Consider the following 23,264-nt stretch of genomic DNA (forward strand, 5'->3'; position numbering starts at 1 on the left):
GGACGGGAATGAATATCGGCGAAGTTGCGGAACGCTCCGGCCTGCCGGCCAAGACGATCCGGTACTATGAAGAGATCGGCCTGGTGCGGCCCGTGCGCAGTGCCAATGGCTACCGCGCCTTCCGGATGCAGGACCTGCACAAGCTGGTCTTTCTGGGCCGGGCGCGGGCGCTGGGGTTCTCCATCGAGGACTGCCGCACGCTGCTTGCGCTCTACGAGGACGAGAGCCGCGCGAGCGCGCAGGTCAAATCCCTGGCCGAAGAGCATCTGGCCAAGATCGAGGACAAGATCGCCCAGCTACGCGCCATGCAGGACACGTTGCAAACGCTTGTGCGGGCCTGCCACGGGGATCAGCGCCCGGACTGCCCGATCCTCAATGATCTGGCAAAGATCGACGGCGATTGACCGTCCCGGGCACCCCTGACGGTTGATCCTGCGCACGGCACCTGAGAAGAGGGCGACGACCCTGTCCCTGATCCCATGCGGTGCCGCCAATGCCCGACCTTCTCGTACCCGCTTTCATCTCGGTCACGCTGGGCTTGCTGGTCTATTTCATTGGTGCGTTCTTGACCCGCAAGGTGCAGTTCCTGAAGGACTATAACATTCCCGAGCCGGTCTCGGGCGGGTTGGCCATAGCTCTCGTCACCTGGGCGTTCTTCGCACTCACCGGGCGCCAGATCGTGTTCGACCTGGCGGTGCGGGACTACCTGCTGGTGCTGTTCTTCTCGACCATCGGCTTGAACGCGCGGCTTGCCGACCTGTTGCGCGGGGGTCGGTTGCTGCTGGTGTTGCTCGGGCTGACCGTGGGGTTCATGGTGCTCCAGAACCTCGTGGGGCTTGTCGGCACGATCCTGTTCGATCTGCCCACGCCGATGGCGGTGTTGCTCGGCTCGGCCGCGTTGATCGGCGGGCACGGTACGGCGATTGCCTGGGGCCCCGAAATCGAAGAGGTCACGGGCTTCGCCGCCGCCGCGGAGGTCGGGATCGCCGCAGCCACCCTTGGGTTGGTGTTCGCGGCCCTGATCGGCGGGCCGATTGCAAAACGGCTGATCGATCGCAACGGGCTCAGCGGTGAGGAGGGCGCCGCCCCGGTGGTAGGGCTGGAATTCGAAGAACCCGGTGAGGCGCCGGAGGTGGTCAACCATGTCAGCCTGATGCGGTCCATGCTGGCCGCCCACGTGGCGATCCTGCTGGGCTTCCTCGCGCATGGCGCGATTGCCGCGGCGGGCGTGATGCTGCCGCTCTTCGTGCCGTGTCTGCTGGTGGGGATCGTCACGTCGAACACCATCCCGTATCTCTTTCCGCGCCTGACCTGGCCCGCAGGCAGCCGGGCGCTGGCGGTGGTGTCGGATTACAGCCTATCGGTTTTCCTCGCCATGTCGCTGATGAGCATGCAGCTGTGGACCCTAACGGAGCTTGGCGGGCCGTTGCTCGGGGTTCTGGCGATGCAGGTGGCCATGACGGTGGCCTTCATCCTGCTGGTCGTGTTCGCCGCCCTGGGGCGCAATTTCACTGCCGCGGTGCTGAGCGCGGGGTTTGCCGGGTTCGCCCTTGGCGCGACCCCCACGGCGATTGCCAACATGTCCTCGGTCACCAAGCGCTACGGACCCGCGCCGCTGGCCTTCATCGTGCTGCCGCTGGTCTCGGCCTTTTTCGTAGACCTGGCCAACGCGGTCATCATCCAGGTCTTTGTCGGGCTCTGAGAGGTCTCAGGTGCCGCCGGTCTCGTCCCCGGTGACCCGGTAGAAGATCGTGTAGAGGGTCGGCACCACAATCAGTGTCAGGATCGTGGCAAAGCTCAGCCCGCAGATGATGACCACGGCGAGGGACTTGAAGAACGGATCCCACAACAGTGGCACCACCCCCAGCACCGTGGTCAGAACACCCAGCGAGACCGGGCGCACCCGGCTGACGGCGGCGTCGACGACCGCCGCCATGCGGGCCTTGCCCCCCGCGATCTGGCTGTCGGTCTCATCAAGCAGCACGATCGCGTTCTTGATCAGCATCCCCGTCAGGGAAAGTATGCCGAGGATCGCCATGAACTCCAGCGGTGTGCCGCTCAGCGCCAATCCCCAGATGACGCCGATCAGGGCCAGGGGCACGGTCAACAGGATGATCAGCGGCTGCCGGACCGCGTTGAACAGGAAGATCACGACCAGCACCATCGCCCCGAACCCCAGCGGCATGGTGGAGGCCAGCCCCTCGTTCGCCTCCTGCGACGAGCCATACTCGCCCTCCCAACTCAGGCTGTAGCCGGGCGGCAGGGGGATGTCCTCGATCGGACCGCGCAACTGCTCGAAGAGTTCGCCCGACAGCACCCCGGGGGCATTGTCCGATTGCGCGGTAATCGTCAGCTGCCGGTCGATGCGGCGCAGGTTGCCAGCCTCGAACGCGATCTCGAACCGCTCCACCACTTGCGAGATCGGGATATAGCCTCCGACCACCTGGCTGTAGACTTGGACATTGCGCAATTCGCCGATCTCGTTGCGGTCCGCCGCCCGCGGTCGCATGATCACGTCGAGCAGTTCGTCGGCCTCGCGGTACACGCCCAACGTGATCCCGTTGAGATGGCCGTATAGTGCGTGGGAGATGTCGGCTTGCGACAGGCCGAGCCGCCGTGCGTTCTCGGCATCGATGATCGGGCGGATGATCTGGACCTGTTCGCGCCAGTCATCCTTGATCGCGATTGCGCCGTACTCGGCCATGATTTCCTTGGCGCGGGTCGCGAGCGCGCGCAAGGTGGCCGCATCGGGGCCGCTGAACTGGGCTTCGATCTTCGAGCCGCCCCCCGGGCCGAGTTGGAATTTCCATACCTTGGTATTGGCATCAGGGTAGTTCGCGACGATCCAGGCCTGCAATTCGTCCACAAGACCATCTATCTGGTCGAAGGCTTCGACATCCACGAGGATCTGCCCATAGGCGCTGTTGGCGTCCTCGCTTTGATAGATCAGCATGAAACGCTGATGCCCGGCGCCGACAGCGGCATTCGTGCCCGTCACGCCGGCCAGGCTGCGGGCATGGGCGTCGATTTCCAGGATGTCCTGTCGGGTTTTGGAGATATCCGTGCCCTCGGGCAGGAAGTAGTCGATCACGAACTGCTCGCGTGTCGAGGTGGGGAAGAACCCCGGCGGCACCTGGCTGAACATCGCCAGCGCCGATGCAAAGAGCGCCACCACCAGCACCACGGTCCCGTAGCGGAACCGGATCGCGAGGTCGAGCAGGCGCCGGTAAGCGCGCAGCATGCCGTTTTCGGCCTGTTCCGGTGCGTCCGCGTCACCGGGCTTGAGCAGAAGCGTGCAGTAATAGGGGGTCAGCCAGATCGCAACGAGCCAGGAGAAAAGCAACGAGATCGCGATCGTCCAGAACAGGCTGCCCGCATACTCGCCGGTATTGTCGGGCGAGAACCCGATCGGCGAGAAGGCGAGAAACCCGACAACGGTCCCGCCCAGCAGGGGCCATTTGGTCTGGTTGACCACGGCGATGGCGGCCTCGGCGGTGTTCTCGCCTTTCTGCACGCGCACCAATGTGCCTTCGACCACGACGATGGCGTTGTCCACCAGCATGCCGAGCGCGATGATCAGCGCGCCCAGCGAGATCCGCTGCATGTCGAGCCCGTACAGCAACATGCCGAAGAGCGTGCCCGCCACCGTTACCAGCAGGATGCCCCCCATCAGGATCCCCGAGCGGAACCCCATGAACACCATCAGCGTGCCGACCACGATCACGAGGGCCACCAGCACGTTGCTCACGAAACTGTTCACCGAAACCTTGACCGACTCCGACTGGTCGGAGATCGCAATGACGTCCATCCCGATGGGGCGCTCGGCGATATGCGCCTCCATGCGGTCCTTCACGGCAACCCCCATGTCGACCACGTTGCCGCCGAGGGTGTTGGAAATGCCGATCCCGATGGCGGGTCGGCCGTCGCGGAAGATCATCGGATCGGCCGGGTCCACGAGGCCGCGCGTGACCTTGGCGATGTCGCCGAGCCGGAACAGCGCGCCGGTCTCCGGGTTGGTGATGATCAGGTTCCCGATCGCCTCGGTCGAAGAGATGGCGCTCTGCGGGCGCAATTCCAGCCGCGTGGCCCCGGCCTGGATCGATCCGGCGGGCGCGACGAGGTTCTCGGCCTCTAGCAGTTGCGACACATCCTGTGCGGTCAGGCCAAGCTCGATCAGACGCGCGGGCGAGAATTCGACATAAATGACCTCGTCCTGCACCCCATTGAGGACCACCTTCGACACGCCCTCCACGGTCACGAGCAGCTTTTGCAACTGTTTGGCGTATCTGTGCAGGTCGGTGATCGTGTAGCCATCGCCCACCACCGCGAAGTAGAGCGCGTAGACATCCCCGAAATCGTCATAGACCTGCGTGGGCAGGGTATTGGGCGGCAACAGGGATTGCGCGTCGTCGATCTTGGCGCGCATCTGCGCGAAGCGTTCATAGAGCGTCGTGTAGTCCGGCACCGACGGGATCGTGAATTCCACTGTTACGTTGCTCAGCCCGGGCGACGACACCGAACGCACCTCCAGTACACCCTGCAATTGCTGCAGCGCGTCCTCGATGACATCGGTGACCTCTTCGGCCACCTCCTCGGCTTGGGCGCCGGGGTAGGGGGTGATGATCTGCGCTTGCCGGATGATGAACTCGGGGTCCTCGAAGCGCGGCAGGGTCGAATAGGCATAGAAACCCGCGATCAGGATGAGCAGGGTCGAGATCGCCGAGATCAGGCGCTTTTGCAGCGCGAAACGTGCCAGGTCCAAGGGCTCAGCCCCCGATCCGGGTCACGGGACGCACGCGCATCCCCTCGACCAGGTGGTTGACGCCCGCGGACACGACGGTGGTACCGGACTCCAGCCCATCGAGGATCTCGACCATCTCTCCGGAGGCTTCGCCCAAGGTGACCGGTTGGCTGCGCACGGTGTCATCGTCCTCGACGATCCAGACGAAGGGGCTGCTGTCGGCGGCGGCGGCCACCGCGGTCAGGGGGGCCATCAGCCGGGGCGTCCCGCCCGGCGCGCTCGAGATCACGCGCCCGACCATGCCCGGCAGGATTGTCGTCTCGTCCGGGGAGGTCACCGCCACGCGGCCCCGATAGGTCTGTGTCGCCGAATCCGCCTGAACCGAGAACTCGACGATCTCGGCGTCGAAGACCCGCCCGGGCAGCGCGTCGAAGGTCACCTCGTTTCGGATGTTGCCCTGTCCGTTGGCTGACAGGGCGGTCACGTCCGGTCCCGGGACATCGAAGGTCAGGTGCACGACCTGAAGGTTCTGGAGCAGGACAATGGGCTGTCCCGGCTGCACGATCGAGAAGTCGTCGATGTAGCGCCGGGCGATAATGCCGGGGAACGGCGCGCGCAGGGTGGCGTCGTCGAGCTGGTCCCGAGCGATCTGTATCTGGGTTTCCAGCCCGCGCAGCCCGGCCTCGGCCGCTTCGATATCTTCGGGGCGGCCCCCTGATTGCCCGATGGCAAGCTGTTCCCGCTGCGCCTGCAGGTTTGCCTGCGCGACCCGCAACGCGGCCTCGTCATTGTCCAGCTGTGCGGCGGCCGCGACCCCGCGTTCGGCCAGTTGCCGGGTGCGCGCGGCCTGTTCCTCGGCCTGGGCCAGTTGTGCCTCCGCCGAGGCGACGGCGGCCTGCAGCGCGGAAATCTCTTCGGTGCGCGCGCCGGTGCGCAGGGCTGCAAGCTGGGCGGCGGACTGGTCGCGTTGGCTCTCGAGTTGGGCGATCTGGCGCTCGAAGTCCCGCGGGTCGATGCGGGCGATCATGTCACCGGTTTCGACCGAGGTCGCAGCGCGGATCGGAAGCTCCACCACCGGGCCGCCGACGCGGAACGACAGCTCCACCTCGTCCGAGGGCAGCACGATCGCGGGGTAGGTGCGGACGACCTCCGCCTCGGTCAGCGCGACCGTGACCACCTTCGCAGGGCGCGCGGTGTCTTGCGCTGCTGCCGGGCCGGTCATCGCTGCGGCAACGACAACCAGCAAGGCCCGGGAAACATTCAGGTTCAACATCCAATACTCCGCCCTTAGACTTGCCACGCACGGTTGCAGCGTTTCAGTAGCCAGTCAAACCCGAAAGGACCCGCCGATGTCGATGGCTGCCCAGGTGTTACTGGGGACTTCTTTCTTGATACTTTGTACGCTGGTGCATGTTGGGATCGTGGCGGCGACGGTCCCTCTGGTCGCGCGGTTTGCCGCAAGGCTGAAGCACCGGGGCAAGCTGATCCGCACCACGGTTCTGTTGTCATTGACGGTTTTCGGCATCGTGCTGGCGCACGCGATCCAGATCTGGACCTGGGCCTTCGTGTTCAAGTTCGTTGGGCTTTTCCCGGATATCCAGACCAGTTTCTATTTTGCTACAGTCACTTACACGACACTGGGGTATGGCGACATCGTTCTGGGCGAAGGCTTGCGGATCTTCGCGACCTTCGGCGCGATCACGGGGCTGTTGACCTTCGGGATCAGCACGGCGTTCCTGATCGGGGTCATCGGGCGGATCCTGCCTGCGGAGGACCAGGGTCACAAGATGCTGTGAGCGCGCCGCGAAGATCAGGTCAGAGCGACAGGACCTTTCCGGTTTTCCGCGCTGTGTCGGCCGTGTCCGCAAGGCGCTGTGCCGCGACCCCGTCAGCGATGGTCGCCTTGAGCGGACTGCCGCGGGTGACGGCATCGACGAAATGGGTCATCTCGGCGAGATAGGCCGCCTCGTAGCGTTCCAGAAAGAAGTCCATGCTGCGCGCGGCCGTGAAGCCGCCACCGCTGGCTTGCGTGACGAGATGCGCAGGTTGGTTTGCCGCCTGCAGCATGCCTTTTGATCCGTGCACCTCGATCCGCTGGTCATAGCCGTAGGTGGCGCGCCGGGAATTGTTGATCTGGCACAGCCTGCCGGAGGCGGTGCGCAGGGTGACCATGGCCGTGTCGATATCGCCCGCCGCGCCGATGGCGGGGTCGACGAGGCAGCTTCCGAACGCGTGGATCTCGGCCGGTTCTTCACCCAGCAGGAACCGCGCCATGTCGAAATCATGGATCATCATGTCCCGGAACAGCCCGCCGGAGCTTTCGATATAGGAAATCGGCGGCGGGGCGGGATCGCGGGAGGTGATCACGACCATTTCGATCTCGCCGATCGCACCGTCCCGCACTTGGTCGTGCAGATGGGCGAAGCTCGGATCGAAGCGCCGGTTGAACGCGGTGAGGAAAGGCACACCCGCGGCCTCCACCGCCTGCTGGCACTGGGCCGCGCGCTCGGCGCTCAAATCGATGGGTTTTTCGCAGAAGATCGCCTTGCCCGCGGCGGCGATGGCATGGATCTGCTCGAAATGCAGAGTGGTGGGGGTGGCGACGATCACCGCGTCGATATCGGGTGCGGTGATGATCTCTTCGCTGCCGCGCACCTCGGCCCCGGCGCGCGCGGCCAGGGCTTGCGCCGCCTCGGGGACGGCATCCGCGACCGCCACAAGCCGGGCCTCGGCAATTCGGGACAGGCTCCGGGCATGGACCTGTCCGATCCGGCCGCAGCCGAGCAATCCGAGTTTCATGCAACCTCTCTTTCCGGGGCCAGCGCCCGCAGGGCCAATCGGGCGGCGGCTTCGACCGGGGCTTCCACCTCGCGCAGGATCTGGACCCTGTCGAACCGGTCCGGGTCAGACGTGACCGCCTCGCGCAGTGCCGCGCCGAAGGCCATGCGCAACTCCGTTCCGATGTTGAATTTGCAGATGGTCGAGCCGCGCGCAAGGCGCGTGCGCTGCGCCAGCGGCACGCCGGAGCCGCCATGGATCACCAGCGGCACCTCGGTCCGGGCTGCGATCTCGGCAATGCGCCCTTCATCCAGCCCGCCTTCGCGGTTCTGCTGCAAATGCACGTTCCCGACGGAGATCGCCATGGCATCGACGCCGGTCTCCCGGGCGAAACGCGCGGCCTCCTCGGGGTCGGTGCCCTGGCTGGCATCCCCCTCGGCATAGCCGACGAACCCGATCTCCCCCTCGCAGGAAATGCCTGCTTTGTGGGCCAGATCGACGATACGCGCGGTCTGCGCGATGTTTTCCTCCAGCGGCAGGCGCGATCCGTCGAACATCAGTGAGGTGAACCCACTGTCGAGCGCCTCCTGGCACTCCGCGAAGCTGTAGCCGTGGTCGAGATGGGCGACCACGGGCACCGAGGCTCTTTCCGCCAGGTGTCGAAACATCGCGCCGAGCACCGGCAGGGGGGTGTGGGCGCGACAGGACGGCCCGGCCTGCAGGATCAGCGGCACGCCCTCGGCTTCCGCCGCGCGGGTGTAGGCGCGCATCTCTTCCCAGCCAAGGCACACCAGACCACCCACAGCATAGCCGCCCTCGAGCGCAGGTTGCAGAACCTCCGAAAGCGTCGCGAGCGTCATTTGAACTTGGCCACCATGTCCATGATCCCGGGGATGGTATGCAGCTGCTCCGCATGGGTGGGCTGGAAATACTGCTTCAGGCTGCGCTGGCTCAACCCGCCGAGAATGGTGAAGTAATACATCTCGTAACCGGGCAGGGCGCAGCAGGGGTGGTAGCCCTTGTCGATGCAGATCGTGGAGCCATCCATGATATGATAGGCATCGCCCGGCGCGTTGTCGGCGCGCTGCAGCATCTGCAGCCCGGAGCCGTAATTGGGCCGGAAGCGGAAATTGTAGGTCTCGTCATGGCGGGTCTCGATCATCTCGCCCGTGGCCGGGTCCTGTCGGTCGGTGTCGTGCTTGTGGCTGGGAAACCCCGACCAGCCACCCGCACCCACGGTGAACAATTCCGAGACCAGCAAGCGACCCACGCGCCCGTGCTGGTTGGCGCCGAGGATATGCTTGATCTTGCGATGGGTCTTGGTGTCGTCGGAGCCGTATTGAACCAGGTCCAGCTCGTCTGCGCGCACGGCGAACGGCTCCAGAACGGTGTCGAACTTCGCACCCGCGATGAACACCTCGGCCGTGTCAGACAGGCAGGTGAACCGCGCCTCCTGGCCGGTGGGGACATAGACGCCCTCGGGCTCCCCGTCCCAGACATCCACGCCGCGCCCGCCGAGCTTGTCGGCGGAAAACCCCCCCACGGTCACGTCGATCAGCCCGGTGGCGGGCACGATGCAGGTCTCGTAGCCGGGGACCGCGTAGCCGAAGCTTTCGCCCTTCTTCAGCTTGACGATGTTGAAGTAGTTCAGCGGGACGAGGGCGTCGCCTGCGTCCACGATGGGTTTGTTGCGGTTGTCATGGGGGGCGATATGCATGGGTTATCCTTCCGCGGGCTGCGGGGCGTTGCGGGGGCCGGGATGGCGGGCAAGGAACGCGTCGAGCTCCCGCGCATCGGGCATGGCGGGGGCGCAGCCGGGCTTGGCCACCACGATGGCCGCGCAGGCCGAGCCACGCAGGACGGCCTCGCGCAACTCGCGGCCCTCGGCGAGGCTTGCGAGAAACCCGGCCATGAAACTGTCGCCCGCGCCGGTGGGTTTGAGCGCCGTGACCGGGTAGATGCCTGTGCGCAGCTCGGTGCCGTTTGCGAAGGTGATCGCACCCTCCGGCCCCATCTTGTAGACCACGATGCCGGCACTGGTTTGCGCCAGCTCGCGGGCCTTGGCGAGGCCCTTGTCGATCCCGCCGGCCATGAAGCCGAATTCCTCGTCATTGGCGACGATGATGTCCGACAGGGCCCCCGCGCGCGACAGCACCTCTTCGGCGACTTGGGGGGAAGGCCAGCTATAGGGGCGGTAATCCACGTCGAATATGATCGGCAGCCCGGCGGCGCGGGCCAACTCGAAGGCGCGGAAGGTGGCGCTGCGCGACGGCTCTGCGGCGAAGACGGTGCCCGCGGTGATCAGCGCGCCATACTGGCTGTAATCGACGGCCTCGACATCGGCGACGCTCATCTGGAAATCCGCCGCCCCGTTGCGGTAGATGACCGAGTTGTGGTCCGCCAAGCGGCTTTCATAAAGCGCGAGAGAATTGCGAAACTCGCCCGCCACCGGCGTCACGTGGGTCGCATCGACCCCGTAGGCGGCGAGCTGGTTCAGGCAGTAGCGCCCGACCGCATCGTCGGACACCCGCGTGACCAGGGCCGCTCTTGCGCCGAACTTCACCAGACCGGCGGCGATATTGGCCGACGACCCGCCCATGGCAACCATCAGGTCGGTGGCGTCCTCGATGGCCGTGCCCGCGGGGGCGGGCGACAAGTCCATGCCGACCCGCCCGATCACAAGGAAATTCCGGCTTCGGATAGCTTCGAGAACGTCCATCATATGCCGCGCCGCTGCTTGGCGCGCTCCGCCTCGATCTCCAGGTGCTTTTCGCGCACCTTGGGGTTGTCGGTGACATGGGGGGTGCCGACCTCCCACCATGTATGGCCCTGGGTCGTCCAGCCGTCATAGGCATCGACGCTCATCACGATGACGGTGGTCTTGTCCGAGGCTTTTGCAGCCTTGAAGGCTTCGGCCAACTCGTCGGCATTGGCCACCTGCGTGGCCTCCGCCCCCATGGCGGCGGCATGGGCCACGAAGTCGACCCCGAAAGCCTCCGGGATCGTGGGGGCGTCGGCCAGAAGGTTGTTGAAGCTCTCGTTCCCGGTGTTGTTCTGCAGCTTGTTGATGACCGCGAAACCGCCATTGTCGAGCACCAGAACGATCATCTTTTTCCGCGTCAGAACAGATGAGTAGATGTCGGAGTTCATCAAGAGGTAGCTGCCATCCCCGCAAAAGACGATGGTGTCTGCCTCGGGCTCCACCTCCGTCTGGGCAATGCGCGCGCCCCAGCCGCCCGCAATCTCGTAGCCCATGCAGGAAAAGCCGAATTCCACGTCCACGGTGCCGATATCCAACGTGCGCCAGTTCGCGGTGACCTCCGCCGGAAGACCGCCCGCCGCCGCCACGACCCGGTCGCGCGGCTCACACAGCGCGTTCACCACGCCGATGGCCTGGGCGTAGGAATTGGGTCGGTTTCCGGGGCGGACATTGTCGGCCACATAGGCGTCCCAGCCCTTGCGCTCGGTCTGGGCGTAGTTGCGCCAGGCCTCGGGGCATCGGTAGTCACCCAAGGCGGCCTCCAGCGCCACCAGGCCAAGTTTGGCATCCCCGACGATAGGCAGGGCCCGGTGCTTGCCCGCATCGTGCCGCGCGGCGTTGAGGGCGATGAACCGAGCCTCCTGCGCGAAGGCGGTCCAGGACCCGGTGGTGAAATCCTGCAGCCGGGTGCCGACCGCGAGGATCACATCCGCCTGCTCGGCGATCGCATTGGCGCTATCCGAGCCTGTGACACCCACGGGCCCGATATTCAGCGGATGGTCGGCCAGCAGGTTCGCGCGCCCCGCGATGGTTTCGATCACCGGAATGCCATGGGCTTCGGCGAAACCGGTCAACTCGGCCACCGCACCGGAATACTGCACACCGCCGCCTGCGATGATCACCGGCCGCTCGGCGCTGCGCAGCAAAGCCGCAGCCTCCGCCACCTCGTCCGCGTCGGGCGTGATCCGGCGGATGCGGTGTGTCTTTTCCTCGAAAAACGCGCGTGGATAGTCATAGGCCCAGCCCTGCACATCCTGGGGCAGGGCGAGGAAGGCCGGGCCGCAATCGGCCGGGTCCAGCATGGTGGCCAGCGCCGCGGGCAGGGACTGGATCACCTGCGCGGGGTGCGTGATGCGATCCCAATACCGGGTGACCGCATGGAACGCATCGTTCAGACCCAGCGCCGGGTTGCCGTAATGCTCCAACTGCTGCAGCACCGGATCGGGCAGGCGGGTCAGGAACGTGTCGCCGCAGAGCATCAGCATCGGCAAACGGTTGGCATGGGCGAGCGCAGAGGCCGTTAGCAGGTTCGCCGTACCCGGTCCCGCGCTCGCCGTGCAGAACATGAATCGCCGCCGCAGGTGATACTTGGCATAGGCCGCCGCGGCGAACCCCATGCTTTGCTCGTTCTGGCCGCGATAAAGCGGCAACGTTTCGCGATGATCATGGAGCGCTTCGCCCAGACAAGTCACATTGCCATGGCCGAAAATGCCGAAACCCCCGCCGCAGACCCGCTGCCGCGTGCCGTCTGTCTCGATGAACTGTGCGTTCAGATAGCGTATGATCGCCTGCGCGGTTGTCAGGCGGATGGTGTCCTCGCGCATGTCTTTCGCCTCCCGGGCCGTCAGGTTCGTGCTTGACCGCGTTCGTGCTTCAACGATACTCACGTTGCAACCGGTTGCAAGGGTTTTCGGGAGGGCTCATGTCCGAGATTGGGGTAGGTATCGTCGGCGGTGGCTACATGGGCAAGGCCCATGCGGTCGCTCATGCCAGCGTCGGGGCCCTGTTCAACACGCGCCTGCGTCCGCGGCTGGAGATGGTGGCGGCCTCCTCGCGCGCGTCGGCGGAGCGCTACCGCGCGGCCTTCGGGTTTCGCCGCGCGGCCCCGGATTGGGAAACGCTGGTGGCTGATCCACACGTAGAAGCGGTGGTCATCGCGTCGCCGCAGGACACCCACCGCGCGATCGTCGAGGCCGCGGCGGCCCTGGGCAAACCGGTGTTCTGCGAGAAGCCGCTGGGCGCGTCGCTCGAAGATGCCATCGCGATCACCGAGGCGGCGGAGCGCGCCGGGATCGTCAACATGGTCGGGTTCAACTACATCCGGACGCCCGCCTCGCAATACGCCCGCCGGCTGATCGCCGAGGGCGAAATCGGCGAGGTGACATGGTTCCGCGGCGAGCATACCGAGGATTTCTACGCCGACCCGGCCATGCTTGCCAGTTGGCGCACCAGCGGGATGGCCAACGGCACCATGGGCGATCTTGCGCCCCACATGATCAACGCGGCCCTCGCCCTGATCGGTCCCATCGGCGCGGTCATGGCGGAGGTCGAGACCGTGCATACGGATCGGAATGGCACACCCGTGACCAATGACGACCAGGCGCAAATGATGTGCCGGTTCACGGGCGGGGCCATGGGGCATCTCTATTTCAGCCGGATCGCGACGGGCCGGAAGATGGGCTATATCTACGAGATCACCGGCACCAGGGGCGCAATCCGCTTCAACCAGGAAGACCAGAACAGCCTCTGGCTCTACCGCGCCGAAGGGCCCGAGGCCGAGCGCGGCTTTCGCCAGATCCTCACCGGTCCGGCCCATCCCGATTACCTGCCGTTCTGCCAGGGGCCGGGCCACGGCACCGGCTACCAGGACCAGATCACCATCGAGGCGCGCGATTTTCTCGAAGCCATCGCCGACGGCGCGTCCCGCTGGCCCAGTTTCCGCGACGGGCTGGCGGTCAGCCACGTCACCGCCGCGGCCCTCAAATCCCATGCCACGCGACAGTGGCAGGACGTTGCCCAACTGAAGGGAGACCCCAAGTGACCATTCGTATCGGCAATGCGCCCTGTTCCTGGGGTGTGGAATTCGCGGGCGATCCGCGCAATCCCGACTGGCGGCAGGTTCTGCGCGAGACCGCGGCAGCGGGCTACACGGGCATCGAGCTGGGCCCGATCGGCTTCATGCCCGAGGACCCGCCACAGGTCGCCGACGCCCTCGCCGAACATGAGCTGGAGCTGATCGGCGGCGTCGTCTTTCGCCCCTTCCATGACCGGGCGGCGTGGGAGGAGGTGCTGGATGCTTCCGTCCGCACCTGCAAGGCGTTGGTCGCCCATGGCGCGCAGCATCTCGTGCTGATCGACTCGATCTCGCCGCGCCGCGCGCCCACGGCGGGTCGGGCAGGGGCTGCCGAACAGATGGACGCGGTGGAATGGGCCGCCTTTCGCGACCGCATCGCCCATGTGGCGCGGATGGGAGCCGATGAGTACGGGCTGACCGTGGGCATCCATGCCCATGCCGCGGGCTTCATGGATTTCGAGCCGGAGCTGGAGCGCCTGCTGGACGAGGTGGATGACAGCATCCTCAAGATCTGCTTCGACACGGGCCACCATTCCTATGCGGGCTTCGACCCGGTGGCCTTCATGCAGCGGCATTTGCCGCGCATCAGCTACATGCATTTCAAGGATATCGATCCCGCCGTGAAGGCGAACGTCATCGCGCGGGGGACCGGATTCTACGACGCCTGCGGCCAGGGAATTTTCTGTAATCTCGGTGAAGGCGACGTGAATTTCCCGCGCGTCCGCCAATTGCTGATCGATCACGGGTTCGACGGTTGGTGCACGGTGGAACAGGACTGCGATCCGACCCTGCCGGACACCGACCCCTTCGGCGATGCCATGACCAACCGCGCCTATCTGCGCGCCATCGGATTTGAATGAGACAGCCATGAAGAAACTGACCTGGGGCATGATCGGCGGCGGCGAAGGCAGCCAGATCGGGCCGGCGCATCGGCTGGGCGCGCTGGCGGACGGTAATTTCACGCTGACTGCGGGCGCGCTGGACGCGGACGGCCCCAGGGGCAAGGCCTATGCCGAGCGCCTCGGCGTTGCCCCGGACCGCGCCTATGGCGATTGGCGCGAGATGCTCGCGGGCGAACGGGATCGCCCCGACAAGCTGGACCTCGTTACCGTCGCCACGCCCAACGCCACCCATTTCGAGATCACCAAGGCTTTCCTGAACGCCGGGTTCAACGTGCTGTGCGAGAAGCCCATGACCATGACGGTCGAAGAGGGGGAGGAGATCGTGCGCATCGCCGAGGCCTCGGGTCGGATCTGCGCGGTGAATTACTGCTACTCGGCCTACCCGATGGTGCGGGAAATGCGCGCCATGGTGCACCGGGGCGATTTGGGCGCAATCCGCACGGTCGTTACCAACTTCTCCCACGGGCATCACGCCGCCGGGGACGATGCCGACAACCCGCGCGTGCGCTGGCGCTACGATCCGGCCATGGCGGGGGTCTCGGGGCAAATGGCCGATTGCGGGATCCATGCGCTCCACCTGGCGTCCTTCATCACCGGGGACGAGGTGCGCACCTTGTCGGCGGATTTCGCATCCACCGTGCCCTCCCGCGTGCTGGAGGATGACGCGATGGTCAATTTCCGGATGGAGGGGGGCACGGTCGGCAGGCTCTGGTCCTCGACCATCGCCATCGGACGGATGCACGGGCTCGATATCCAGGTCTTCGGCGAACTGGGCGGCATCCGGTGGGCCTCCGAGCAGCCCAACCAAGTTTACTACACGCGCCTGAACGGGCGCACCGAGATCATCGAGAAGGGCGAGGCGGGGCTGACCTCCGAGGCGCAGCGCCTCAGCCGCGTGGCCATCGCCCACCCGGAGGGGTTCCCGCTGGCGGTCGCGAACATCTATGTCGATCTCGCGGCCCGGATCCGTGGCGAGGCCTCGGGCGACCTGCCCCTGGCGGTGGATGGGTTGCGGTCCATGGCGGCGGTGCACGCGGCCGTGCAAAGCGCGGGGCAAAACGGGGCCTGGGTCGATGCCCGTCCGCCCTCCTTGCGGTAAGGCTGCGCGCAGGGTTCTGGCCGAGCGGCCTCAGGGCACGGGGCGCAGCGTCCCCCGTTCGATCACCTCGCAGGCAAAGAGCCGGGCCTCGGGATATCGGTCCGGCTCTTCGAGCATGGCCACGACCAACTCGATGGAACTGCTGATGATCTGCTGCACGGGCTGACGAATGGTGGTGAGGTCCAGATTGCTCCAGCCGGCCATTTCCATGTCGTTGAGACCGATGATCCCGACATCTTGGGGCACGCGCAGGCCCGCCGCCTCGATCGCGGCCAGCGCGCCTATGGACAGAACATCATCGCCGCAGAAATACGCCTCCGCCGGGCCGTGCTGCAACAGCCGGGACATCTCGGTCTTGCCTGCGTCGAAGGAATAGGCGGCAGCGAAGCTTTCCGAGACCTCGATGCCGTTGCGGCGGGCGACGACCTGGTGGAATCCCTCGCGGCGATCAATGGTCGAGGTGGCCTCGCGGGGGCCGCCCATGAACCCGATCTTGTGGTAGCCGCGCGCCAGCAGGGTGCGCGCCGCCATCCGGCCGCATTCGATATTGTCGATGCCCACCACGTGGACATGGGGCGCGCTGGCAAAGCGTCCGAAGGAATGGACAACCGGAATCCCGGCATCCCGGAACGCCTTGGAGAAACTGGGGGGCAACGTCGACGAGGCGACGATCACTCCGTCGACCGAGTATTGCCGCAGCATGCTGATCGAGTTTTCCGGGTCGTTCTCGTCCGACAGGTTCACCAGCAGCGGACGCAACCCGCGCTCCTGCAACAGCCGGGTGAAGAGGTCGAACACCTCCAGAAAGAGCGGATTGCGGAAGTTGTTCGAGATCAGCCCGATCAGCTTGGTCCGCCCGGTCGTCAGCGACGAGGCGAGCGCATTGGGCCGATAGCCAAGCTCCACCGCGGCCTTTTCAACCTTGCGGCGGGTCTTGGGCGAGACCGACGCGCCCTCGGTGAAGGTCCGCGAGACCGCCGACCGCGAAACCCCGGCGCGTTCCGCGACTTCTTTCAAAGTGACAGGCATCGTTCCTCCTGTGCCTGCAGGGAAGATAGAAGAGCTGTCAGAAAATTGGAACCATATTTTGCAACCGGTTGCATTTTGACGGACCTTGTGCTTGTGTCAGGGGAAGGCGGGCCATCCGTCTGGTGTGACAGGCGCGCCCGAGATGCGCGCGGACATAGTCTGGGAGGACGACATGAAAACCATCCTGAAATCGGTGGCGCTTGGTGCCGCACTGGTCGCGGCACCTTTCGCATCCTTCGCGCAGAGTGACGATGATCTGAATTACGTGCTGGTCAGCCATGCACCCGACAGTGACACCTGGTGGAACACCATCAAGAACGGCATCGCGCTGGCGGGCGAGCAGATGGGCGTGTCGGTCGAATACCGCAACCCGCCCACCGGTGACATTGCCGACATGGCGCGAATCATCGAGCAGGCCGCGGCCTCCGCGCCCGATGGCATCATCACCACGCTGGCGGATTTCGACGTGCTGCAAGGGCCGATCAAGAACGCGGTCGATCAGGGCATCGATGTCATCATCATGAATACCGGCACACCCGAACAGGCCCGCGAGATCGGCGCCCTGATGTATGTCGGCCAGCCCGAGTACGACGCGGGCTTCGCCGCCGGGCAGCGCGCCAAGGGCGAGGGGGTCACCAAGTTTCTTTGCGTGAACCACGCGATCCAGCAGCCCACCGTGGGCGAGCGCTGCCGCGGCTATGCCGACGGGCTCGGGATCGAGCTGGGCGATGCGATGATGGACAGCGGCACCGACCCCGCCGAGATCAAGAACAAGGTCATGGCCTACCTGTCCACGAATGAAGACGTCGATGGCATCCTGACCCTCGGCCCGGTCTCGGCGGACCCGACCATCGCGGCGCTGAACGAGATGGGCCTGGCGGGCGAAATCCATTTCGGCACCTTCGATCTGGGCGAGGAAATCGTGAAGGCGATCAAGGACGGCACCATCAACTGGGGCATCGACCAGCAGCCCTTCCTGCAGGCCTACATGCCGGTGGTGATCCTGGCCAACTGGGACCGCTACGGGGTTTTGCCGGGCAACAACATCAACTCCGGCCCAGGCTTCGTGACCGCCTCCGGTCTGGAGAAGGTCGAGGCCTTCGCGGGCGAGTACCGCTAATCCATACAGGGGCGGCCCGGCAACCGGCCGCCCCTGTTGTCTCTATCTGATCTTTGGGGGAAATCATGACCGAGACAGCACCGCCGGCGCCCGTTGTCGATGAACGTATCAAACAGACATCGAAGTTCCGTCAGGCCCTGATCCGTCCCGAGTTGGGCGGGATCTGCGGCACTGTCATCGTCTTTGTCTTCTTCTTTCTGACCGCCTTCGACAGCGGCATGTTCACGCCGCAAGGGGTCCTGAACTGGACCCTTGTCTCGGCACAATTCATGATCATCGCCGTGGGCGCGTGCCTGTTGATGATCGCGGGCGAGTTTGACCTGTCGGTCGGCTCGATGATCGGCTTCGCGGGCATGATGATCGCGGTCTTCGGCGTGGTGCTGGCCTGGCCCATGTGGATCGCCATCCTGATCACCTTCGCCATTTGCCTGTCCATCGGGGCACTGAATGGCGCGATCGTGATCCGAACCGGCCTGCCGAGCTTCATCGTGACGCTCGCTTTCTTGTTCATCCTGCGTGGCTTCACCATCTTCATCCCCCAGACGCTGGAAAGCAAAACCATCATCGGAGGCATCCGCGACGCGGCCGAAGGCGACTGGCTGGCGCCGGTCTTCGGCGGCAAGATCGGCAACGGGTTTTTCCAATGGCTCGGCGATATCGGCGTGATCGAGACCTTCTCTCGCGGTAACCGCGCGGGGGAGGCGGTGATCGACGGTCTGCCCATGCTGGTGATCTGGGCGCTGCTGCTGATCGCATTCGGTCATATCCTGCTGACCCGCACCCGCTTCGGCAACTGGATCTTCGCCGCCGGCGGGGATGCGGAGGCCGCGCGCAATTCCGGCGTGCCCGTGAACAAGGTCAAGATCCTGATGTTCATGTTTACCGCCTTCTGCGCCTGCGTCTTCGCCACCTGCCAGGTGATGGAGTTCGGCTCTGCGGGCGCGGATCGCGGGCTTCTGAAGGAATTCGAGGCGATCATCGCCGTGGTGATCGGCGGCGCGCTCCTGACCGGCGGTTACGGGTCGGTGATCGGGGCGGCCCTTGGTGCGCTGATCTTCGGCGTGGTCCAGCAGGGGCTGTTTTTCGCCGGGGTCGAAAGCTCGCTCTTCCGGGTGTTCCTGGGGGTCATCCTGCTCGGCGCGGTGATCCTGAACACTTATATCCGGCGCATGATCACGGGGGAGCGTTGACATGGACTCCAGAACCAACCGCGCCCCCATCATCCAGATGAAGAACATCGAGAAACACTTCGGCGCGGTCATCGCGCTCGCCGGGGTGTCCATCGATATCTTCCCGGGCGAGTGTCACTGCCTGCTCGGCGATAACGGGGCGGGCAAGTCGACCTTCATCAAGACCATGTCCGGGGTGCACAAGCCCACCAAGGGCGAGATCATCTTCGAAGGCAGACCGATGCACTTCGAAGACCCTCGCGACGCGATGGAGGCCGGGATCGCCACCGTCCATCAGCACCTCGCGATGATCCCGCTGATGTCGGTGAGCCGCAATTTCTTCATGGGTAACGAGCCGGTGAAGAAGATCGCGGGCATCAATTTCCTCGACCGCGAGTTCGCCGACCGGGTCACCATGGAAGAGATGCGCAAGATGGGCATCAACCTGCGCGGCCCGGACCAGGCGGTGGGCACGCTCTCGGGCGGTGAGCGCCAGACCGTCGCGATCTCGCGCGCTGTCTATTTCGGGGCCAAGGTGCTGATCCTGGACGAGCCGACCTCCGCGCTTGGGGTGCGTCAGACCTCCAACGTGCTGGCCACCATCGACAAGGTGCGCAAGCAGGGGGTCGCGGTGGTGTTCATCACCCACAATGTGCGCCACGCCATGGCCGTGGGCGACCGGTTCACGGTGCTCAACCGGGGCCAGACCCTGGGCACGGCAGAGCGTGGGGAAATCACCCCCGAAGAATTGCAGGACATGATGGCCGGCGGGCAGGAGCTCGCGACGCTCGAAGGGTCTCTCGGTGGCACCGTCTGATCCCAAGCCGAAGCGGCGGCGCAAGGCCGTGCTCGACCTGCGCGTGCCGTTCTTCCGCCCGGTCTGGCGCCGGGTGGCGATGGTGCTGGTTCTGGCGCTTTGGACCGGTGTCGAGGTGAGCATGGGCAACCCGTTCTGGGCACTCCTGGCGGGCGGTATCGGGGTCTACGCGATCTATGTCTTTGCCTTCGACTTCGATCCCCCGGATGACGGTGCCGATAGCGGATGACCACGGCGCAAGGCTATTTCGAACCCGGTGCCTGCGACCTGCCTGCCTTCGAGGCGCTGATCTCGCAGCAGCTCGATCCGCAACGCGTGCCGCATGCGGCCGAGATCGCATCGGGCATCCCGGTTTACGACATGACCGTGCGGTCGGGGGATTTGGCGGATGGTCTCGCGCGCCGTGCTCTGATGGCGGAATGGGCCTGGGTGCTTGGCGCGGGGCCGGGGGTCTTCGTGCTGCGCCGCGCGCTGACGGATCACGCCATACTCGACGCGGTCACGGCCCGCTATCTCGACATCATCGCCGCGGAGAAATCCGCAGGCGGCCCCGGTGCGGACCATTTCGCCGCCGCAGGGGCCAATGACCGGATCTGGAACAGCCTTGAGAAGCTCTGCCGCGCCGATCCCGAGCTCTTCGCGCTCTATTTCGGCACCCCGGCTCTGACCGCCGCGGCCGAGGCGTGGCTGGGCCCCGGTTTCCAGATGACCGCGCAGATCAACCTCGTGCACCCCGGCGGGGCCGCGCAGACGGGGCACCGCGACTACCATCTCGGGTTCCAGAGCGCGGACCAGGCGGCCCGGTACCCCGCCCATGTCCATGCCCTGTCCCCGGCGCTGACCCTGCAGGGGGGCATCGCCCATTGCGACATGCCCGTGGAGAGCGGCCCGACCAAGCTCTTGCCCTGGTCGCAGCAGTTCCCGACCGGCTATCTCGCCTTCCATGACCCGGCCTTTGGCGAGGTGTTCGAGCGCGCCCATGTGCAGCTGCCGCTCGCCAAGGGCGAAGCGCTGTTCTTCAACCCGGCGCTCTTTCATGCGGCCGGGGCGAACCGCAGCGCGGATATCCACCGCATGGTCAACCTGCTGCAAGTCTCGTCCCCCTTCGGTCGCGCGATGGAGGCGCTGGATCGCCCCGCCATGTGCCGCGCGCTCTATCCCGTGTTGCAACGTCTGGCGGCCGAGGAACGCCTGGGGTCCGCAGCCCTTTCCGCGGTCATCGCCTGCGCCGCCGAAGGCTACGCCTTTCCCACAAATCTCGACACCGACCCGCCGAGCGGCAGTCTCGCCCCGGAAACCCAGGCCGAGTTGATGCAGCGCGCACTGGACGCGGGGCTGAGCCCGGCTGCGTTCGAGGCGGCGCTGGACGCCCAGGCCGCGCGCCGCACCCCGTGAAGGAGCCCGCCATGCCCGATCTCTTGCGCCGACCCTCCGCGAGCACCGGCAAGGTGCACGCGATCTCCCCCGAGGCTGCGGGCTGGTCCTATGTCGGCTTCGACCTCTACCACCTTGCGCCGGGCGACAGCGCCGCCCAGGCCACCGGCGACCGGGAGGCGATCCTCGTGCTGGTCGAGGGCCGCGCCGAGATCACCGGCGGCGGGCAGGCTTTCGGCGAGATGGGCCAGCGGATGAACGTCTTCGACAAGACCCCGCCCCATTGCCTCTATATCCCCGGCGGCTCCGACTGGACCGCCACCGCGACCACACCCTGCACCCTCGCGGTCTGCACCGCCCCGGCGCGGGGCAATCACCCCGTGCGGCGGCTCGGACCGGAGGGGATCGAGATGGTCCCGCGGGGCCGCGGCGCGAACCTGCGCCACATCCACAATATCGCCATGGAGGATCGCGACGTCGCCGGCAGCCTGCTGGTGACCGAGGTGTTCACCCCTGCGGGCAACTGGTCCTCCTATCCCAGCCACCGCCATGACGAGGACGACTTTCCGCGCATCACCTATCTCGAAGAGACCTATTACCACCGGCTCAACCCCGCGACCGGGTTCGGGATGCAGCGGGTCTATACCGACGATCTGTCGCTCGACGCGGCCATGGCGGTGCAGGACGGCGACGTGGTGCTGGTGCCGCGTGGCCACCACCCCTGCGCCGCGCCTTACGGGATCGAGATGTATTACCTCAACGTCATGGCCGGGCCGCGCCGCAACTGGCGCTTCGAACTGGACCCGAACCTCGCCTGGATCGCGGAGCGGGACGCCCGGGCCTGAGCGCCCGACGCGGCGGTCAGGGACCGTCCGGGCGGTCCACGATCTCGGCCATGGCATCGAGAAAGGCGGATACCTCGTCCAGGCTGTTGTAATGGCAGAAGGAAACGCGGGTGCTCGTCTCGATCCCGAGGGGCTTCAGCACGCTGCCGGAATAGTGATCCGCCTTGCGCAGATGGGTGCGGATGCCCCGGGCGTTCAGCTTCTCGACCACCTGCGCACAATCGCGCCCCGCCAGGGCAAAGGTCACCAGCCCCTCGCGATGGGGGTTCTCGGCCCCTCCGATGATCTGCACGCCGGGCAGGGCGGCCAGCCCCGCACGGTTGCCGATCCCGTGCAGCATCGCCTCGCACAGCGCGCGCTCCTGGGCGGCGATTGCGCCTCCCGCGGCTTCGAGGCAGGCGCGTCGCCCGCCTTTCGCGCCGACCGACGTGCCCAGCCATTGCAGGTAATCCACCACATCCGTGAAGGTGGCATAGGCGGCGGTATCGCGGGTGCCGAACTCCCAAGGATCCCCCGGCGCGTCCAACAGGTGCTCATGGGGCAGGGCGGCCAGCCGCTCCGACAGCCAGGCAACCCCGTAGCCGTGGCGCGCAAACATCTTGTAGGGCGAGACCACATACCCATCGATCCCGGCGCCTGCGATGTCGATCGGCCCGTGGGCGGCGTGCTGGATGCCGTCGACGATGATGAAACAGGCGGGCGCACGGCGGCGGATCTCGGCGGCGATCTCGGCGATGTCCATGCCGATCCCCGTGACCGGCGAGGTATGCACGATGGTGGCCACGCGCGTCTGCGCGGTCACATCGGCGGCATAGGCGGCCGCGCTGACCCGCCCGGCTGCTGGGTCATGGGCGACCAGCACATGGGTCTTGCCCGCCGCCCGCGCCCAGTGATCCGCCGCACTCCGGGTCGCGGGATGCTCCACGGTGGAGCCCAGCACCACCCCCTCCGGCGTCCCGAGGCACGCGGCCCGGATCAGCCGGAACAGCAATTCGGTGCCGCTCTCGCCCACGATCACCTCGCCCCCGGGCGCGTTGAAGAAGAGCCGCATGTCCTCGCGGCCCCTCGCGATCATCTCCATCAGCGCGGCGGAGGCCCCGTTGGCGCGGCCCTGGTTGTCGGGGATCGCGGCAAGCCGTGCCGAGGTCTCCACCACGCTGTTGAGCGTCAGCGCGCCGCCCGCGTTCTCGAAAAAGATCCGCGCGCCGGTGAAGGGGCAGGTCTCGACATGGGCGAAGCGCGCGCGCACGTCTTGCAGAAGCGTCGGTTCGGTATGCAGCATGGTTGGGGCTCGGGGTTCGGGAAAACTGTGCTAGAAGGGTCACGCGCCAGCAACCACAAAGCGGCCCCGAGTTCAATCGACTGAATGTGCCCCTTCAGGCCCTTGATCGCGCCGCCGAGCAGGGCCAGACTGGACCGTGACGTTTCCTTTTGGCGTCAAAAGGGCACAAACGGTGCGGTTTGACCCTGCCCGAGATCCCCCCGGGGGTCGGATAGTGACCGGAAACGACGGTTATGGGATTGCGGAGCGGGCCGGTTCACGGCTGTCTGATGGC

The 23,264-nt window shown here is 66.0% G+C and carries 21 protein-coding genes; 12 read left to right on the plus strand and 9 right to left on the minus strand.

All coding sequences use genetic code 11. The features are described from left to right. Positions 1-8 precede the first annotated feature (8 nt). Positions 9-404, plus strand: a complete 396-nt coding sequence (gene cueR, locus DSHI_RS06425) for a Cu(I)-responsive transcriptional regulator (RefSeq protein WP_012177932.1) — start codon at positions 9-11, stop codon at positions 402-404. Positions 405-493: 89 nt separating this feature from the next. Next, positions 494-1,702, plus strand: coding sequence for a sodium/glutamate symporter (gltS, locus tag DSHI_RS06430; protein WP_012177933.1), 1,209 nt, complete (start codon positions 494-496; stop codon positions 1,700-1,702). Positions 1,703-1,708: 6 nt separating this feature from the next. Here gltS and DSHI_RS06435 read toward each other — a convergent pair whose 3' ends face one another. Continuing rightward, positions 1,709-4,762: an efflux RND transporter permease subunit gene (locus DSHI_RS06435; protein ID WP_012177934.1), complete on the minus strand. Its 3,054-nt coding sequence runs from the start codon at positions 4,760-4,762 to the stop codon at positions 1,709-1,711. Positions 4,763-4,766: 4 nt separating this feature from the next. Further along, positions 4,767-6,014, minus strand: coding sequence for an efflux RND transporter periplasmic adaptor subunit (locus DSHI_RS06440; protein WP_012177935.1), 1,248 nt, complete (start codon positions 6,012-6,014; stop codon positions 4,767-4,769). A gap of 115 nt (positions 6,015-6,129) precedes the next feature. Between DSHI_RS06440 and DSHI_RS06445 the strand changes: the two genes are divergently transcribed. Continuing rightward, positions 6,130-6,537: an ion channel gene (locus DSHI_RS06445; protein ID WP_157865275.1), complete on the plus strand. Its 408-nt coding sequence runs from the start codon at positions 6,130-6,132 to the stop codon at positions 6,535-6,537. Positions 6,538-6,556: 19 nt separating this feature from the next. On the opposite strand, the gene iolG is transcribed toward DSHI_RS06445, so the two are convergent. Genes iolG through iolD form a run of 5 tightly spaced genes read right to left on the minus strand, consistent with a single transcriptional unit; the run spans position 6,557 to position 12,103 of the window. After that, complete coding sequence (gene iolG, locus DSHI_RS06450; protein ID WP_012177937.1) at positions 6,557-7,540, minus strand: inositol 2-dehydrogenase; 984 nt, start codon at positions 7,538-7,540, stop codon at positions 6,557-6,559. Further along, positions 7,537-8,379, minus strand: coding sequence for a class II fructose-bisphosphate aldolase (locus tag DSHI_RS06455; RefSeq protein WP_012177938.1), 843 nt, complete (start codon positions 8,377-8,379; stop codon positions 7,537-7,539). Before DSHI_RS06455 ends, iolG begins: the two co-directional genes overlap by 4 nt. Continuing rightward, positions 8,376-9,236 carry a 5-deoxy-glucuronate isomerase gene (locus DSHI_RS06460; RefSeq protein ID WP_012177939.1) on the minus strand — a complete coding sequence of 287 codons (861 nt, stop codon included), beginning with the start codon at positions 9,234-9,236 and terminating at the stop codon, positions 8,376-8,378. The genes DSHI_RS06455 and DSHI_RS06460 overlap by 4 nt, the downstream gene beginning before the upstream one ends. 3 nt (positions 9,237-9,239) lie before the next feature. Further along, entirely contained in the window at positions 9,240-10,238 is a 999-nt protein-coding gene (gene iolC / locus DSHI_RS06465) for a 5-dehydro-2-deoxygluconokinase (RefSeq protein ID WP_044027658.1), read from the minus strand. Then, on the minus strand, positions 10,238-12,103 hold the full coding sequence (gene iolD, locus DSHI_RS06470; RefSeq protein ID WP_012177941.1) for a 3D-(3,5/4)-trihydroxycyclohexane-1,2-dione acylhydrolase (decyclizing): 1,866 nt from the start codon (positions 12,101-12,103) through the stop codon (positions 10,238-10,240). Before iolD ends, iolC begins: the two co-directional genes overlap by 1 nt. A gap of 98 nt (positions 12,104-12,201) precedes the next feature. Between iolD and DSHI_RS06475 the strand changes: the two genes are divergently transcribed. From DSHI_RS06475 to DSHI_RS06485, 3 genes are read left to right on the plus strand one after another with little or no spacing between them, the layout of a single operon-like run. Continuing rightward, positions 12,202-13,320 carry a Gfo/Idh/MocA family protein gene (locus DSHI_RS06475; protein ID WP_012177942.1) on the plus strand — a complete coding sequence of 373 codons (1,119 nt, stop codon included), beginning with the start codon at positions 12,202-12,204 and terminating at the stop codon, positions 13,318-13,320. Next, positions 13,317-14,213 (plus strand): sugar phosphate isomerase/epimerase family protein, encoded by an 897-nt coding sequence (locus tag DSHI_RS06480; protein WP_012177943.1) that lies wholly within the window; start codon positions 13,317-13,319, stop codon positions 14,211-14,213. Before DSHI_RS06475 ends, DSHI_RS06480 begins: the two co-directional genes overlap by 4 nt. Before the next feature lie 7 nt (positions 14,214-14,220). Then, positions 14,221-15,354 carry a Gfo/Idh/MocA family protein gene (locus DSHI_RS06485; protein WP_012177944.1) on the plus strand — a complete coding sequence of 378 codons (1,134 nt, stop codon included), beginning with the start codon at positions 14,221-14,223 and terminating at the stop codon, positions 15,352-15,354. A 30-nt stretch (positions 15,355-15,384) separates the two neighbouring features. Here DSHI_RS06485 and DSHI_RS06490 read toward each other — a convergent pair whose 3' ends face one another. Beyond that, positions 15,385-16,383 (minus strand): LacI family DNA-binding transcriptional regulator, encoded by a 999-nt coding sequence (locus DSHI_RS06490; RefSeq protein ID WP_012177945.1) that lies wholly within the window; start codon positions 16,381-16,383, stop codon positions 15,385-15,387. A 172-nt stretch (positions 16,384-16,555) separates the two neighbouring features. Here DSHI_RS06490 and DSHI_RS06495 point away from each other — a divergent pair, with 172 nt between their 5' ends. The 6 genes from DSHI_RS06495 to iolB all read left to right on the plus strand — a co-directional run bounded on the left by DSHI_RS06495 (position 16,556) and on the right by iolB (position 21,708). Continuing rightward, positions 16,556-17,503 carry a sugar ABC transporter substrate-binding protein gene (locus DSHI_RS06495; protein WP_044028474.1) on the plus strand — a complete coding sequence of 316 codons (948 nt, stop codon included), beginning with the start codon at positions 16,556-16,558 and terminating at the stop codon, positions 17,501-17,503. Positions 17,504-17,568: 65 nt separating this feature from the next. Next, entirely contained in the window at positions 17,569-18,693 is a 1,125-nt protein-coding gene (locus DSHI_RS06500; RefSeq protein ID WP_012177947.1) for an ABC transporter permease, read from the plus strand. Position 18,694: 1 nt separating this feature from the next. Continuing rightward, positions 18,695-19,489: an ATP-binding cassette domain-containing protein gene (locus DSHI_RS06505; RefSeq protein WP_012177948.1), complete on the plus strand. Its 795-nt coding sequence runs from the start codon at positions 18,695-18,697 to the stop codon at positions 19,487-19,489. After that, positions 19,476-19,718, plus strand: a complete 243-nt coding sequence (locus DSHI_RS06510) for a hypothetical protein (RefSeq protein WP_012177949.1) — start codon at positions 19,476-19,478, stop codon at positions 19,716-19,718. Before DSHI_RS06505 ends, DSHI_RS06510 begins: the two co-directional genes overlap by 14 nt. Next, complete coding sequence (locus DSHI_RS06515) at positions 19,715-20,884, plus strand: phytanoyl-CoA dioxygenase family protein (RefSeq protein WP_012177950.1); 1,170 nt, start codon at positions 19,715-19,717, stop codon at positions 20,882-20,884. Before DSHI_RS06510 ends, DSHI_RS06515 begins: the two co-directional genes overlap by 4 nt. 11 nt (positions 20,885-20,895) lie before the next feature. After that, positions 20,896-21,708 carry a 5-deoxy-glucuronate isomerase gene (gene iolB / locus DSHI_RS06520; RefSeq protein ID WP_012177951.1) on the plus strand — a complete coding sequence of 271 codons (813 nt, stop codon included), beginning with the start codon at positions 20,896-20,898 and terminating at the stop codon, positions 21,706-21,708. 16 nt (positions 21,709-21,724) lie between these two features. On the opposite strand, the gene DSHI_RS06525 is transcribed toward iolB, so the two are convergent. Beyond that, positions 21,725-22,990: an aminotransferase class V-fold PLP-dependent enzyme gene (locus DSHI_RS06525; protein WP_012177952.1), complete on the minus strand. Its 1,266-nt coding sequence runs from the start codon at positions 22,988-22,990 to the stop codon at positions 21,725-21,727. Positions 22,991-23,264: the final 274 nt, after the last annotated feature.

Origin of the sequence: Dinoroseobacter shibae DFL 12 = DSM 16493 (assembly GCF_000018145.1) — a bacterium.
Classification (GTDB): domain Bacteria; phylum Pseudomonadota; class Alphaproteobacteria; order Rhodobacterales; family Rhodobacteraceae; genus Dinoroseobacter; species Dinoroseobacter shibae.

Excerpts from the sequence above, each read along its gene's own strand:
- iolC (WP_044027658.1), bottom strand. The coding sequence starts at position 10,238 with ATGGACGTTCTCGAAGCTATCCGAAGCCGGAATTTCCTTGTGATCGGG.
- DSHI_RS06525 (WP_012177952.1), bottom strand. The coding sequence starts at position 22,990 with ATGCTGCATACCGAACCGACGCTTCTGCAAGACGTGCGCGCGCGCTTC.
- DSHI_RS06455 (WP_012177938.1), bottom strand. The coding sequence starts at position 8,379 with ATGACGCTCGCGACGCTTTCGGAGGTTCTGCAACCTGCGCTCGAGGGC.
- DSHI_RS06475 (WP_012177942.1), top strand. The coding sequence starts at position 12,202 with ATGTCCGAGATTGGGGTAGGTATCGTCGGCGGTGGCTACATGGGCAAG.
- DSHI_RS06505 (WP_012177948.1), top strand. The coding sequence starts at position 18,695 with ATGGACTCCAGAACCAACCGCGCCCCCATCATCCAGATGAAGAACATC.
- DSHI_RS06460 (WP_012177939.1), bottom strand. The coding sequence starts at position 9,236 with ATGCATATCGCCCCCCATGACAACCGCAACAAACCCATCGTGGACGCA.
- DSHI_RS06495 (WP_044028474.1), top strand. The coding sequence starts at position 16,556 with ATGAAAACCATCCTGAAATCGGTGGCGCTTGGTGCCGCACTGGTCGCG.
- iolD (WP_012177941.1), bottom strand. The coding sequence starts at position 12,103 with ATGCGCGAGGACACCATCCGCCTGACAACCGCGCAGGCGATCATACGC.
- gltS (WP_012177933.1), top strand. The coding sequence starts at position 494 with ATGCCCGACCTTCTCGTACCCGCTTTCATCTCGGTCACGCTGGGCTTG.
- DSHI_RS06515 (WP_012177950.1), top strand. The coding sequence starts at position 19,715 with ATGACCACGGCGCAAGGCTATTTCGAACCCGGTGCCTGCGACCTGCCT.
- DSHI_RS06490 (WP_012177945.1), bottom strand. The coding sequence starts at position 16,383 with ATGCCTGTCACTTTGAAAGAAGTCGCGGAACGCGCCGGGGTTTCGCGG.
- DSHI_RS06500 (WP_012177947.1), top strand. The coding sequence starts at position 17,569 with ATGACCGAGACAGCACCGCCGGCGCCCGTTGTCGATGAACGTATCAAA.
- DSHI_RS06440 (WP_012177935.1), bottom strand. The coding sequence starts at position 6,014 with ATGTTGAACCTGAATGTTTCCCGGGCCTTGCTGGTTGTCGTTGCCGCA.
- cueR (WP_012177932.1), top strand. The coding sequence starts at position 9 with ATGAATATCGGCGAAGTTGCGGAACGCTCCGGCCTGCCGGCCAAGACG.
- DSHI_RS06485 (WP_012177944.1), top strand. The coding sequence starts at position 14,221 with ATGAAGAAACTGACCTGGGGCATGATCGGCGGCGGCGAAGGCAGCCAG.
- iolB (WP_012177951.1), top strand. The coding sequence starts at position 20,896 with ATGCCCGATCTCTTGCGCCGACCCTCCGCGAGCACCGGCAAGGTGCAC.
- iolG (WP_012177937.1), bottom strand. The coding sequence starts at position 7,540 with ATGAAACTCGGATTGCTCGGCTGCGGCCGGATCGGACAGGTCCATGCC.